Source organism: Streptomyces sp. NPDC038213 (assembly GCF_055600495.1).
This window is the reverse complement of sequence record NZ_JBVJYM010000025.1, coordinates 15,768-28,909: the sequence shown is the minus strand read 5'-3', so window position 1 is coordinate 28,909 and position 13,142 is coordinate 15,768. Positions and strand designations below refer to the sequence as shown.

Below are 13,142 nucleotides of genomic sequence, written 5' to 3'. Positions count from 1 at the left end.
GTCGGCCGTCAGCCGTTGCCGTAGACGCCGAACTCGTGGAGCGAGTAGCCCCAGCCCGTGCCGCGTGCGGTCAGGTGCAGGCGGACGTAGCGGGCGGTGGCGGCGGCCTCGACGGTGTCCACGTCGCCGTTCCCGGCGGTCTGGGTGTGTACGGTGCGCCAGTTCTGGCCGTCGTCGGAGACCTGGACCTCGTACGCGCGGGCGTAGGCCGGGTCCCAGACGAGCTGGAGGCGGGTGAAGGAGCGGACCGCGCCGAGGTCGACCCGGATCCACTGCGGGTCGCTCCAGTCGCTGGCCCAGCGGGTGCCCTGGTTGCCGTCGGTGGCCTGGCCGGGCGGGCAGGGGCAGTCCCCGTACGAGGCCTGGAAGGAGGAGGCGGTGGTGGGGCGGCCCTGGGCGAGGTTGGTGCCGGGGACGGCCGGGGCGACGACCCGGACGGACTCCGTCTCGATGCCCGCGTTGCCGCGCCCGTCCTCGGCCTGGACGTAGACCTTCCAGACGCCGAGCTTCTCGGGGGCGGTGACGGTCAGGGAGCCGTCGGCGTTGCGCCGGTGCGCGGCTTCGATCAGGCGCTTGTCGCCGTTGGCGTAGTTCCCGCTGAGGAAGACCTTCGTGGTGACGGGGTCCCCGTCGGGGTCCCGGACGGCGGCGCGGACGGTGAACTCGCCTCCGGCCGGGGCCGATCCGGCGGGGGTGACGCTCATGCCCGTGATGACGGGCGGGGTGTTGTCCCCCGCCGTGCTGCCCGTGTACGCCTTCTTGACGGCGTAGTAGGAGAGCCGCTTGAGGCCGTCGGGCACCAGGTTGAACCAGACCCCTCCGAAGTCGTGCTCCGTGCCGTAGTGGAAGACGGTGGCGCCGAGGGCGACCCCGCGGTGGCCGGTGACGCAGTCCCAGGCGCGGGTGTAGCCCTCGGCCTTCTGGACGTCGGTGGGCTCCTCGGCCACCCCGTTGGCGTCCTTCGGGACCTCCCACTCCCCCGCCGGGCCGGTCTCGGTGATGACGTACGGCTTGGTGTAGCCGCCCTGCTCCCAGTCCTCGCGGACCCCGCACATGTCCCCGTAGGCGTTCATCGCGTACAGGTCGAGGTCGGGGGCGTTGCGCTGGTAGTAGGGCCAGGCGCCGGTCCAGGCGTCGGTGGAGGTGACGGGGTGGTCGGGGTCGACGGAGTGGATCTTCCGGGCGACCTCGTTGACGAAGGAGGTGTAGGCGTTGCGCTGGGTCTCCAGTTCGGCGCCTCCGTAGCAGTTCTGGAGGCCGAGTACGGACTCGTTGCCGACGTTCCACATGAGGGTGGCCGGATGGGACTTGTAGGCCTCGACCCAGCGGGCGGCCTCGGCGAGCACGTTCGCCTTGTACGCCGTGTCCGTCGCGTAGTTGACGCAGCCGCCGGAGCCGGGGCCGCCGCCGGGCTGGAGCCAGAAGCCGTTCATGACGCGGACGCCGTGGGCGGCGGCCGCGTCGAGGAGGGGTTTCGTGGACGCGTCGGTGCCCCAGGTGCGGACGGTGTTGGCGCCCATGGCCTTGACGTCGGGCATGTGGCGGGCGGCGTCGGCGGCGGAGGGGCCCCAGGTGACCCCCTTGACGGTGTACGGCTGGCCGCCCGCGGTGAGCTGCCAGTTGCCCCGGCTGCCGGTGACGCGGACGGCGCCGCCCGGCTGGGGCGGGGTGGTGCCCGGTTCCCCGTAGACCTTGAACTCCCAGAGGGAGAGGCCGTATCCGCCGGAGCGGGTGATGCCGAGGAGGCGGACGTGGCGGCCGGTGCCGGAGACGGGGAGCTCGTCGGTACCGCCGTCGGAGCCGGTCACGGACTTGACGGTGCGCCAGTCGGTGCCGTTGTCGGAGAGCTGGACCTCGTAGGCGGTGGCGTGGGCCGCCTCCCAGCTGAGGACGACCCGGCTGACGGTGGCGGCGGCGCCCAGGTCGACCTGGAGCCACTGGCCGTCGGCCCACTGGCTGGCCCAGCGGGTGCCGGGGTCGCCGTCGACGGCTGCGGAGGCGGGGAAGGCGGGGCCCTCGGTGGAGGAGGCGGTGGCGGGCCTGCCCTGGGAGAGCAGGGTTTCGGCGGCGGAGGCGGCGGGGGCGCCGGCGAGGGTGGTGAGGGAGGCCGCGAACAGGGCGCCGAGGGAGACGGCGCAGGCCGCGGTACGGGAGCGGGGGCGGCCCCAGGGGCCGGGGGCGGCTAAGGGGGCGCTGGGTTGCACGGTCATGGGGGGACCTTCCGAGCGGCTCTTGGAAGCGGGCGGTGTGGGCCTTCCGGGCGGCGCAGCGGTCGCCGCCCGGAAGGCGGAGGGGGTGGTGGGCCGGGGCGCGGTCCGGCGGGGGCCGCGCCCCGGCCGGGGGGTCACGGGAAGCTGACGACCGTGGACGGGACGGTCGAGGTGCCCTGGGTGGGAGCGCCGGTGCTGTTGATGACGTGGTCGAAGTGGCCGTTGCCGCCGAGGGAGACGGTGAGCAGGCTGTGGAACTTCACGCCGGGTGTGACGGGGGCCTTGAAGCCGTGGTCCTGCCGGATGGTGGGGTCGACGTTGTAGTAGCAGTAGCTGCCCATGCCCCAGCCCTCGTGGGTGGTGACGGAGTCGTCGACGCGGTAGGCGGCGTAGCCCCTGCCGGTGCCGTTCTGGATGGCGGCCTGGTTGGGGGCGTCGTAGGCCTTCTCGTTCTGGAAGAAGATGGTGCGGCCGCGCTCGCCGTACCACTCGACGTCGTACTTGTTGAAGTGCTCGACGAAGAGGCCGGTGGCGAGGACGTCGTCGCCGTTGACGCGGACGCCGTAGTCGGCGCGGTTGGTCTCCCAGCCGACTCCCTCGCCGTGGTCGGCGCGCCAGACCCAGGTGTGGTCGACGATGACGTCGTCGCTGTTGACGACCATGCTGGTGGTGGCCTTGCCGGGGCCGGCGCCGCCGATGCGGATGTAGACGTCCTGGACGGTGGTCGGGTTGGCCGCGTGGTCGGCGGCGGAGTTCTGCGGGCCGAGTTCGAGCAGGACCGGGGAGTTGACGGGTCCGGCGTCGATGAGGAATCCGGCGAGGCGGACCCCGTCGACGTCGGCGACCTTCACGGCGGCGGCGCCGTTGTCGGGGATGAGGGTGGCGAGTCCGAGGCCGAGGACGATCGTGCCCGCGCGGGTGATCTCGACGGGCCGGTCGACGTGGTAGACGCCGGGGGTGAACAGCAGGTGCAGGCCCTGCTGGACGGCCTGGTTCATGGTGGCGGCGGTGGTGCCGGGCTTGACGACGTAGAAGCGGTCGAGGGGGATCTTCTCGCCCTGGGGGGTGCCGTTCGCCCAGGTGGTGCCGCGGGCGTTGGTCCGCTTGGCGGGGGCGAACACCTTGTACTGGTTGTCCTCCCAGATGAGGTACGGCTTCTCGCGGGAGACCGGGGTGGTGTCGAGGGTGGTGTAGCGGGGTTCGGGGAAGGTGTTGGCGGGTGCGCCCTCGGTGCCGGAGAAGACCTGGTTCCAGACGCTGTTGGACCAGCCGCCGATGGAGCTGTCGCGGGTGTACCACTGCTGCTGCGAGTAGTTGCCGACCTGGCCGTCGATCTTCGAGTCGGCGATGTAGCCGCCGGAGGCCCAGCCGTAGCCGTTGGGGGCGAGGTTGAGCCCGCCCTTGACATGCATCCGGCGGAAGGAGGAGGCCTGGGAGACGGCCCAGCGGTCGGTGCCGCTGACGGGGTTGAGGGTGAGCCCCTCGGCTCCGCGCCAGAAGTTCTGGGTGGCGTTGCCGCCGAACCAGCCCGCGTCGACGGTGACGTCCCCGTTGACGGTGGTGTCGCCGGGGCGGACGCCGAGGCCGGCGATCTGGGTGTAGAAGCCGAGCTGGGCGTTGAGGCCGCTGTACGTGCCGGGCTTGAGGAGGAAGGCGTGGCGGCCGGGGCCGAACTGGGCGGACTCCTGCTCCTGGAAGACGGCGTCCAGCTTGGCCTGGAGGCCGGGGGTGGCGGGGTCGAAGACGTGCACGTTGGGGCCGAGGTCGCCGCCGCCGGGCAGCTGGGGGCCGGTGCCGTCGGTGGACCCGTACACCTGGAACTCCCAGAGGGAGTAGCCGTATCCGGTGGCGCGGGTGAGGCCGCTCATCCTGACGTAGCGGCCGGAGCCGGTGAGGGCGACCTCGTCGGTGCCGCCGTCGCCGGTGGGCACGGCGGTGACGGTGCGCCAGGAGGTGCCGTCGTCGGAGGCCTGGATCTCGTAGCTGCGGCCGTAGGCGGCCTCCCAGGTGAGGACGGCCCGGCTGAGCTGCCGGCTGGCGCCGAGGTCGACCTGGAGCCACTGGGGGTCCTGCCACTGGCTGGACCAGCGGGTGCCGGGGTTGCCGTCCACGGCGGCGGAGGCGGGGAAGACCGCGCCTTCGAGGGAGGAGGCGGTGGCCGGGCGGCCTTGGGAGAGCAGGGTTTCGGCGGCCTGGGCGGTGGTGGCGGGGAGGGCCGCGAGGAGGGTGGCGGCCAGGGCGGCGGCGAGGGCGCCGGCCGTGGTGCGGCGGGGGGTGGGGCGGGGGCGCCGACGGGGCGGCGGGTTCCCAAGGGAGGACATGGGTCTCCTCGGTGGGGTGTGGCGGACACGGGGGAGAGCGCTCCCCGAAACCTTGCAAGCGTTCGGGGAGGACGGTCAAGACGTGCGACACGCCTTTTCTTTTGTCTTGCATTAAGCATCGATCCGATGCGCGGCAGGACGGAACGGGCCGCCGGTCCGCGGAAATCGGGTCGACAGGACAGCGCGGCGCCCGGCAGAGTGGCCGCCCGTGACGAGCAGTGAGCTGTGGGACCGCGAGACCGCCGAGCGCTACGACGCCGAGGAGGCCGAATCCTCCACGGCCGCCGCCCTCGGCCCGGCCCTGGACTTCCTGGCCGCACTCGCCGGGGACGGCAGGGCCCTGGAGTTCGCCATCGGGACCGGGCGCGTGGGCGTCCCGCTGCGGGAGCGCGGCGTACCGGTCGCGGGCATCGAGCTGTCCCCGCACATGACCGCGGTACTGCGGCGCAAGGTCGCCGAGGACGTGCTGCCCGTGACGGTCGGGGACATGGCGACCACCGTGGTCCCGGGCGCGTTCTCGCTCGTCTACCTGGTCTACAACACGATCTCGAACCTGCTCACGCAGGACGAGCAGGTCGAGTGCTTCCGCAACGCCGCCCGCCATCTGGAGCCCGGCGGCCGCTTCCTCGTCGAACTGACCGTGCCGCCGCTGCGGTTCCTGCCGCCCGGGCAGCTGGCGGTCCCGTTCGACGTGTCCGGGCCGCACGTCGGCTTCGACACCTTCGACCTGGTCGAACAGCTCCTGGTATCGCACCACTTCACCCGCGAGGGCGGGGACGGGCCCTACCGCCGCGAGAGTTCGCGGCACCGGTACGCCTGGCCCGCCGAGCTGGACCTGATGGCCCGGATCGCCGGGCTGGAGCCGGAGCTGCGCCTCGCGGACTGGGACGGGACGCCGTTCACCCAGGACTCCGCGAAGCACGTCTCCGTGTGGCGCAAGCCGCTCTGAGGCCGGTGGGCGCGGCCGGCGTCGGGCCGGCGGGGGTTCAGGCCCCGTGCGCCCCGCGGGCGAGTGCCCGGTGGGCGCGGACGATCTCGGCGTAGCGCCTGCCGCTGGTCTTCACCGTGCGCTTCTGGGTGGCGTAGTCGACGTGGACGAGCCCGAAGCGCTTGTCGTAGCCGTAGGCCCATTCGAAGTTGTCCAGGAGCGACCAGGCGTAGTACCCGGCGAGCGGGACCCCCTTGCGCAGGGCGCGCGCGCAGGCGGCGAGGTGCTGTTCGAGGTAGCGGGCGCGGTCCGGGTCGTGGACGGAGCCGTCGGGTCCGGCGGCGTCGGGGTAGGCCGAGCCGTTCTCGGTGACGAAGAGCTCGCGCACGCCGTACTCCTCGGTGAGGCGCAGCAGCAGGCTCTCCAGGCCGGCCGCCTCGACGGGCCAGTCCATGGCCGTGCGGGGTACGCCGGGCAGGCGGACCTCGCGGGCGTGGGGGACGGGGCCGGCGGGGTCGTCGGCGACGGTGACCGGGAAGTAGTAGTTGAGCCCGTGCCAGTCGAGCGGCGCGGCGATTGCCGTCAAGTCGCCTTCCTTTTCCGGGAGTTCGACTCCGTACAGCTCGCGCATGTCGGCGGGGAAGCCGCGCCCGTAGACCGGGTCGAGGAACCACCGGTTGCTGTGCCCGTCGGCGCGGACGGCGGCGGCGGTGTCCTCGGGGCGGGTGGAGGCGGGTTCGACGGTGGAGTGGTTGGTGACGAGGCCGACGCGGGCGCCGGGGGCGGCCGCGCGGATGGCGGCGGTGCCGAGGCCGTGGGCGAGGAGCAGGTGGTAGGAGGCGCGGACGGCGGCGGTCAGGTCGGTCAGGCCGGGGGCCATCAGGCCCTGGTGGTGGCCGATCCAGGCGGAGCAGAGGGGTTCGTTGAGGGTGGTCCAGCGGGTGACGCGGTCGCCGAGGCGTCCGGCGACGGCGGCGGCGTAGTCCGCGAAGTGCCCTGCGGTGTCGCGGGAGGTCCAGCCGCCGCGGTCCTGGAGGGCCTGCGGGAGGTCCCAGTGGTAGAGGGTGACGCAGGGGGTGATCCCGGCGCCGAGGAGCCCGTCGACGAGGCGGTCGTAGAAGCCGAGTCCGGCGGGGTTGAGGGGGCCGTCGCCGCCGGGCAGGACGCGGGGCCAGGCGACGGACAGCCGGTAGGTGTCGGCGCCGAGCTCCTTGACGAGGGCGATGTCCTCGCGCCAGCGGTGGTAGTGGTCGCAGGCCGTGTCGCCGGTGTCGCCGTTGTCGACGGCGCCGGGGACGCGGGAGAAGGTGTCCCAGATGGAGGGGCCGCGGCCGTCCTCGGCGACGGCGCCCTCGATCTGGTAGGCGGAGGTCGCGGTGCCCCAGGCGAAGGACGGCGGGAAGGCCTCCAAGTCGAGCTGGGGGAAGGTGGGTTCGGACACGGGGGACCTCTTCGTGGTCGGTGGGGTCGGCAGTCGGGCGGGCGGGGGCGCGGGCAGGGCGGGCGCGGGGGGAGCCGGCGCGGGCGGGGCCGTCATTTGACGGCGCCCGCGGTGAGCCCGGCGACGAGGTAGCGCTGGAGCAGCAGGAACCCGGCGACGACGGGCACGCTCACCACGAGGGAGGCGGCCATCACCTGGTTCCAGTAGACGTCGTTCTGGGTGGCGTAGCCCTGGAGGCCGACGGCGAGGGTGCGGGTGGTGTCGTCGGTCATGACGGAGGCGAAGAGCACCTCGCCCCAGGCGGTCATGAAGGCGTACACGGCGACCGCGACGATGCCGGGGCGGGCGGCGGGCACGATGACGCGCAGGAGGGCGCGCAGCGGTCCGCAGCCGTCGACCTTGGCGGCCTCGTCGAGCTCGCGCGGGATCGAGTCGAAGTACCCGGTGAGCATCCAGATGGAGAAGGGCAGCGAGAAGGTCAGGTAGGTGAGGACCAGGCCCTCGCGGGAGCCGAAGAGGGCGATGCCGGTGGCGTTGCCGATGTTGACGTAGATGAGGAAGAGCGGCAGCAGGAAGAGGATGCCGGGGAACATCTGCGTGGACAGGACGGTGAGGGTGAAGACCCGCTTGCCGCGGAACTCGTGGCGCGAGACGGCGTACGCGGCGAGGATCGCGACGGCGACGGAGAAGACGGTGGCGGCGCCGGCGACGACGATCGAGTTCACGAAGTAGTCGGCGAGCGGGACGGTCTCCCAGATGTCGGCGTACGGGCGCAGGGTGAGCGTGGAGGGGATCCACTCGAAGCTGCCGGAGACGTCCGCGAGCGGCTTGAGGGAGCTGGAGACCATCACGTAGACGGGCAGCAGGACGAAGGCGGTGAGCAGGGTGAGGACCACGCGCCGGGTCCACAGGAAGGAGGGGGGCGGGGCCATCGGGGAGCGGGGGCCAGCCGGACCCCGCGGGGCGGCCTTCGCGGGGGCGGCGGTCTTCGCGGTGGCGGTGTCAGGCATCCGGGGCCTTCCTTCCGCGGCTGGTGAGCAGGAGGTAGCCGCCGGTGGCGGCGAGGAGGAAGAGCAGGAGGAGGACCGACATCGCGGAGCCGGTGCCGAAGTTCCAGGTCTGGAAGGACGACTGGTAGATGTGGAGGGAGATCAGGTCGGCGGCTTCGGGTGCCGCCTTGCCGAAGAGCACGAACGGCGTGTTGAAGTCGTTGAAGGTCCACAGGAAGAGGACCAGGACGAGGACCTGGTTGACGGGGCGCAGCGAGGGCAGGGTAATGTGCCGGATCTGCTGCCAGACGCCGGCCCCGTCGAGGGCGGCGGCCTCGTACATGTCGCGGGGGATGTTCTGGAGTCCGGCCATGACGGTGAGGAAGGCGAAGGGCCAGCCCTTCCAGACGGAGACGGCGAGCAGGGCCCAGAAGCTGTTGTCGCCGATGAGCCAGAAGGCGGGGGCGTCGCCGATGCCGAGCTGGTCGTGCAGGACGTGGTTGACGACCCCGTTGTCGCGCTGGAACATGAACGCCCACGTGATCACGGCCGCGTAGACGGGCAGGGCGTAGGGGACGAGGAAGAGGGTCCGCAGCAGGCCCCGGCCGCGGAACTGCTCCTGGAGGAGGACGGCGGCGGCCGTGCCGAGCAGCCAGCACAGGGCGACGGACAGCACGGTGAACTGGCAGGTGGTCAGGAAGGACTTCAGGAGGGACCGGCCGACGGCGGCGTCGAAGTCCACGGACACGGCGTAGTTGTCGAGCGCGGCCCAGGGGGCGGCGGCCCAGTTGCGGATGTGGAACTGCGTGAGCTCCTTGAAGCTCATGGCGATGCCCATGAGCATCGGCACGAGGTGCACGAGGAGTTCGAGGAGCAGGGCGGGCAGCAGGAAGAGGTACGGCAGTACGGTCCGGCGGCGCCCGGAGCGGCGGGGCGTGCGCGCCCCTCCGGGTGCCGTCCGCGGTGCCGGTGCCCTGCCCGCGGCGGGTTCCCGTACGGGGGTGGCGGCGGCCTGGCTCATGGGCGGGCCTACTTCTTCGGCATCTGCTGCTGGGCCTTGTCGAGCTCGGCCCGGACGGACTCGGTGGTGACGGGGCGGCCGGCGGCGGCGTCCGCGAAGAGCTCCTTGACGGCGGTGCCGACGACCGTCTCGAACTGGGACTCCTCGGGCACCTGCGGGAGGGCGGCGGCGCTGGTGGCGAGGGTGTCGCGGATGACGGCGAGGGACGGGCCGGAGAAGGCGGGGTCCTGCTGGGCGTCCTTGACCGGGGGGACGGAGCCGTAGGCCTTGTTGAGGACGGTCTGCTCCTCCTTGCTGGTCATGAACTTGACGAACTTGAGGGCGCCGTCGAGGTTCTTCGTGTTCTTGAAGACGGCCATGTTGATGCCGGCGACCATGGAGTTGACGGCCGTACCGCTGCCGGGGGCGCCGGAGGCGACGGGCGCGGGGACGACTCCCCACGCGTCCTCGGCCATGCCCTGGGCGGCGAAGGTCTGGGCGGGGGTCTGCCAGAGCACCATGCCGGTCCGGTTCTTGGCGAAGTCGCTGAGGGACTGGTTCTGGGCGTACTCGGCGTTGCCGGGGGCGACGATCTTGTGGGTGGCCATGAGGTCGACGTACTGCTTGACGGCGGCGACGGCCCCGTCGGAGGTGAAGGCGGGCTCGCCGTCGGGGGTGACGAAGTCGGCCCCGTGCTGCTTGGCGAGGACGAAGACCTGGTGGATGTTGTTGGAGAGGTTGGAGCCCTCGACCCCGAGCCCCCACTTGCCGTCCCTGCTGAGCTTCTTGCCGGCGGCGACGACCTCGTCCCAGGTCCGCGGGGGCTGGGCGATGCCTGCCTCCTCGAACATCTTCTTGTTGTAGTAGAGGGCGTAGGCCATCGAGTAGAGCGGTACGGCGGCGGGGTCCTGGCCGGGGGCGCCGGTGGAGCCCAGGGCCGAGTCGACGAACCGGCCCTTGCCGCCGATGGCGTCGAGGTTCTTCGCGTCCCAGGGCAGCAGGGCGCCGGTGGCCTGGAGGGAGGCGCTCCAGGTGTTGCCGATGTTGAGGATGTCGGGGCCCTGGCCGGAGGTGGTGGCGGTGAGGATCCGGTTGAGGAGGTCGGACCACGGGATCACCTCCAGCTTGACCTTGATGCCGGTCTGCTTCTCGAAGGCGTCGAGCTCGGGCTGGAGGACCTTCTTGTCGACCTCCAGGCTGGAGCCCTGGTTGGAGGCCCAGTAGGTGAGGGTCCTGGGTCCGCCGGCGCCGCCCTCCGCGCCGCCGCTGCACGCGGTCGCGGTGAGGAGGAGGGAGAGGGTGGCGGCACCCGTGGCGGCGGCTCTGATTCTGCGCATGGCTCCTGGGCCCTTTCAGGGGGATGGCAGGGTCGCCGACAGGGGGAGTTCCCGGACCACCCGCACCGCGTCGGCTTAATTTAGGATGTGAGTTAAACCCCACGAGAAGGGTGCGTCAAGGGTTGGCGTACGGGTATGTTTCAGGGGACGACTACGACGGACGGGGACGACAGTGCACGCGAAAAGTGGCCGCACGGTGCGCGACCTGCGGCGCGAGAACCGGACCGCGGTGCTGCGGAAGCTGTACTTCGACGGCCCCATGAGCCGGCTCATGCTCGGCCCCGCGACGGGGCTCAGCTCGGGCTCGATCAGCAACGTGGTCGCGGAGCTGGTCGCCGAGCACCTGGTCGAGGAGGCCGGCAGCGTGGACTCCGCCGGCGGCCGCCCGCGCACCCTGCTGCGGATCGCGCCGGGCAGCGGCTGCATGATCGGCGTGGACGTCGGCGAGACCCGGGTCCGGATCGAGCTCTTCGACCTCGCCCTCACCGAACTCGCGCGTACGGAGCGCCCGTTGGCACCCTCCGGGCCGCGGACCGCCCGGTACGAGGTGGCGGTGGTCGTGGAGCACCTGCGGGACGGCATCGCGGAGGTGCTGCGCGGGGCCGGGGTGCCCGCGCAGCGGCTGCTCGGGGTCGGGATCGGCGTACCCGGCATCGTGGAGCTCTCCGCGGAGGCGGGCGCGGTGGTGCACGGGCAGACGATCGGCTGGGACGCCGTCCCCCTGGAGCGGCTGCTGCGCGAGAGCGTCGACCTCCCCGCGGAGGTCCCGTACCGGATCGAGAACGGCGCCAAGACCCTCGGCCAGGCCGAGATGTGGTTCGGCGCGGGGCGCGGCGCGGGCAGCGCGGTGGCGGTGCTGTTCGGCTCCGGCGTGGGCGCGTGCGTGGTCGCCGACCCGCTCGGACCCGGGCAGGCGCTGGAATGGGGCCACCTGACGGTACGGGTCCGGGGGCGGCGCTGCCGCTGCGGGGCCCAGGGCTGCCTGGAGGCGTACGCGGGCGCGGAGGCCCTGCTGGAGCGGTGGCGCGAGGCGGGCGGCGAACCGCCCCCGGGGGCGGACGAGGAGACGGCCCTGACGGCGATGCTCGCCGCCGCCCAGCCCGCCGAACCGGGCCGGGAGCCCGACCCCACGGCGCTCGCGGTCCTCGACGAGACCGCCGAGTACCTCGGCGCCGGCATGGCCGACCTGATCAACCTCTTCCGGCCCGAGCGGATCCTCGTCGGCGGCTGGGCCGGACTCCAGCTCGGCGAGCGCTTCCTCGCCTCGGTCGCCGACTACGCCCGCGCGTACGCCCTGCGCCACCCCGGCAGCCGGACCCGGATCGCGCTGGGCACGCTCGGGCCGGAGGCGGTCACCATCGGCGCCGGACTGCTGCCCCTGGTCGACTTCTTCGCCCAGGGCGGCCGCCGCCCCGAACCGGCCCCGACCACCCCGGCCCCGGCCTGGCAGACGGCACTGCGGGACCGGGTCTCGCCGTGAGGGCGGCGGGGTCCCCGGGCACGGGCTGACCCGTCACCGGGCGGCCGTCGGGCCGCGGTCAGGCCGGGGGGGCGGGCCGGCGGCAGGCCGGGCGCGAAGGCGGTGAAGGCGGCCGGACTCGGCGTGGAGGTCCACACCCCGGAGTCCTTCGCCGGACTGGTCGCCGACTGCCTGTCCTGAGGCGGAGGCGCGTCGGGGCAGCGGGCTGTCACAGGGCTGTGACGCGGACCGGACCATTCCAACCCACAAGATCACTAACTTCGTTCCTGCAGCCAGCAGCCCGAGCTCGACGGCCTCCACCGGAAGAGACCACGGCATACGGCTCTCCTTCAACACCACCCATGCACCAAGGAGTCGTCATGCGCACCACCCTCCGCGCCACCACCGCCGCCCTCGCCCTCCTCGGAGCAGCGGTGGCCGCCGCTCCGAGCGCGGCGTTCGCGGCCTCTTCCCCCGCTCCCGCAGCCCCGCAGGCCTCGCCCCCGCGCACCCTGGTGGTCGCCGAGAACTGCGTCAAGAGCAGGGTCATCCCGTCCGTGTTCAGCGGCCTGACGGTCAAGCTGACCAGCAGCGCGCACACCGGCGCCAGGGCCCAGCTGCGCGACGGGGACGGCAGGGTCGTGGCCGTGGTCGACCAGACCAAGCCGGAGGACCCGGCCGCCGGGCTGCGGATCGACGGGGTCCTGTCCACCGCCCCCGTGTTCAAGCAGCGCTCGCAGGGCGGGGACGCGCCGTGGACCGCCGCGGCGTTCCCGAAGCTGCCGAAGGACTGCAACCCCGCCGGCCGCCTGCACTCCACGACGAAGCACGGCAGCCTGACCGTCAAGACGTACAAGGCCGGCCCGCAGCTCTTCAGCTCGCACCTCGTCCAGAACGGCAAGCGCCTCGGCTTCCTGCACCCGGCGCCCCAGGCCTACCAGGACGTCCGCAAGGTCGGCCAGCGGTACGTCCGCCTGACCGTCGACGGCGAGGTCCACAGCTGGACCGGCGCCACCACCGCGTCCGCGAAGCTCGGCGTGTACAAGGTCGCGGGCGGCACGAAGGTCCGGCTCGTGAAGAAGAACGGCCTGTACGGAGTCCAGATGACCTCGCGCGGCGCCTGGAGCAACTGGACGTACTTCGCCCAGGGCAAGTCCGTGATCCTCCAGAGCGACAACACCGTCGTCGTCCTGAACGCGAACGGCACCCTCTCCAACTTCGTCCACGGCGTCGCCCGCCAGACCGCCCCGGTCTGGAAGCACGCCTGACCCGCCCCACCCGTCTGACCTGCCCGACCCGCCCGACCCGAGCGGAGCACCACACCCCAGGGGGCTGCCCCGGCCTGCACACCGGGCCGGGGCCGCCCCTTTTCCGTACGCGCACGGGCCCCGCCCCGTACCGCCCACGGCCGCCCGCCGCCCGCCGTGTAAGCACCGGCACCGCGGGAAGACGCGCGT

9 protein-coding genes are annotated in these 13,142 nt (G+C 72.7%); 3 read left to right on the top strand and 6 right to left on the bottom strand.

What is annotated here, in order from left to right; all coding sequences use genetic code 11:
• Nucleotides 1-8: 8 nt before the first annotated feature.
• On the bottom strand, nt 9-2,210 hold the full coding sequence (locus ACZ7JZ_RS27040; RefSeq protein ID WP_470943598.1) for a discoidin domain-containing protein: 2,202 nt from the start codon (nt 2,208-2,210) through the stop codon (nt 9-11).
• A 134-nt stretch (nt 2,211-2,344) separates the two neighbouring features.
• On the bottom strand, nt 2,345-4,531 hold the full coding sequence (locus tag ACZ7JZ_RS27035; protein WP_470943596.1) for a discoidin domain-containing protein: 2,187 nt from the start codon (nt 4,529-4,531) through the stop codon (nt 2,345-2,347).
• A gap of 208 nt (nt 4,532-4,739) precedes the next feature.
• Between ACZ7JZ_RS27035 and ACZ7JZ_RS27030 the strand changes: the two genes are divergently transcribed.
• The gene (locus ACZ7JZ_RS27030; RefSeq protein WP_470943594.1) at nt 4,740-5,480 is read left to right on the top strand and encodes a class I SAM-dependent DNA methyltransferase; all 741 of its coding nucleotides are present in this window, start codon (nt 4,740-4,742) and stop codon (nt 5,478-5,480) included.
• 37 nt (nt 5,481-5,517) lie between these two features.
• Here ACZ7JZ_RS27030 and ACZ7JZ_RS27025 read toward each other — a convergent pair whose 3' ends face one another.
• From ACZ7JZ_RS27025 to ACZ7JZ_RS27010, 4 genes are all read right to left on the bottom strand, one after another.
• The gene (locus tag ACZ7JZ_RS27025; RefSeq protein WP_470943592.1) at nt 5,518-6,900 is read right to left on the bottom strand and encodes a GH1 family beta-glucosidase; all 1,383 of its coding nucleotides are present in this window, start codon (nt 6,898-6,900) and stop codon (nt 5,518-5,520) included.
• A 92-nt stretch (nt 6,901-6,992) separates the two neighbouring features.
• Nucleotides 6,993-7,910 carry a carbohydrate ABC transporter permease gene (locus tag ACZ7JZ_RS27020; protein WP_470943591.1) on the bottom strand — a complete coding sequence of 306 codons (918 nt, stop codon included), beginning with the start codon at nt 7,908-7,910 and terminating at the stop codon, nt 6,993-6,995.
• Nucleotides 7,903-8,910: a carbohydrate ABC transporter permease gene (locus ACZ7JZ_RS27015; RefSeq protein WP_470943589.1), complete on the bottom strand. Its 1,008-nt coding sequence runs from the start codon at nt 8,908-8,910 to the stop codon at nt 7,903-7,905. Before ACZ7JZ_RS27015 ends, ACZ7JZ_RS27020 begins: the two co-directional genes overlap by 8 nt.
• An 8-nt stretch (nt 8,911-8,918) precedes the next feature.
• Complete coding sequence (locus ACZ7JZ_RS27010) at nt 8,919-10,226, bottom strand: ABC transporter substrate-binding protein (RefSeq protein ID WP_470943587.1); 1,308 nt, start codon at nt 10,224-10,226, stop codon at nt 8,919-8,921.
• Between the two features lie 172 nt (nt 10,227-10,398).
• On the opposite strand from ACZ7JZ_RS27010, the gene ACZ7JZ_RS27005 reads away from it, so the two are divergent.
• Together ACZ7JZ_RS27005 and ACZ7JZ_RS27000 are read left to right on the top strand one after the other, a co-directional pair.
• Entirely contained in the window at nt 10,399-11,706 is a 1,308-nt protein-coding gene (locus ACZ7JZ_RS27005) for an ROK family protein (protein ID WP_470943585.1), read from the top strand.
• 359 nt (nt 11,707-12,065) lie between these two features.
• Nucleotides 12,066-12,953 carry a hypothetical protein gene (locus ACZ7JZ_RS27000; protein ID WP_470943583.1) on the top strand — a complete coding sequence of 296 codons (888 nt, stop codon included), beginning with the start codon at nt 12,066-12,068 and terminating at the stop codon, nt 12,951-12,953.
• The last annotated feature ends 189 nt before the right edge of the window (nt 12,954-13,142 follow it).

Excerpts from the sequence above, each read along its gene's own strand:
- ACZ7JZ_RS27010 (WP_470943587.1), bottom strand. The coding sequence starts at position 10,226 with ATGCGCAGAATCAGAGCCGCCGCCACGGGTGCCGCCACCCTCTCCCTC.
- ACZ7JZ_RS27000 (WP_470943583.1), top strand. The coding sequence starts at position 12,066 with ATGCGCACCACCCTCCGCGCCACCACCGCCGCCCTCGCCCTCCTCGGA.
- ACZ7JZ_RS27035 (WP_470943596.1), bottom strand. The coding sequence starts at position 4,531 with ATGTCCTCCCTTGGGAACCCGCCGCCCCGTCGGCGCCCCCGCCCCACC.
- ACZ7JZ_RS27015 (WP_470943589.1), bottom strand. The coding sequence starts at position 8,910 with ATGAGCCAGGCCGCCGCCACCCCCGTACGGGAACCCGCCGCGGGCAGG.
- ACZ7JZ_RS27040 (WP_470943598.1), bottom strand. The coding sequence starts at position 2,210 with ATGACCGTGCAACCCAGCGCCCCCTTAGCCGCCCCCGGCCCCTGGGGC.
- ACZ7JZ_RS27020 (WP_470943591.1), bottom strand. The coding sequence starts at position 7,910 with ATGCCTGACACCGCCACCGCGAAGACCGCCGCCCCCGCGAAGGCCGCC.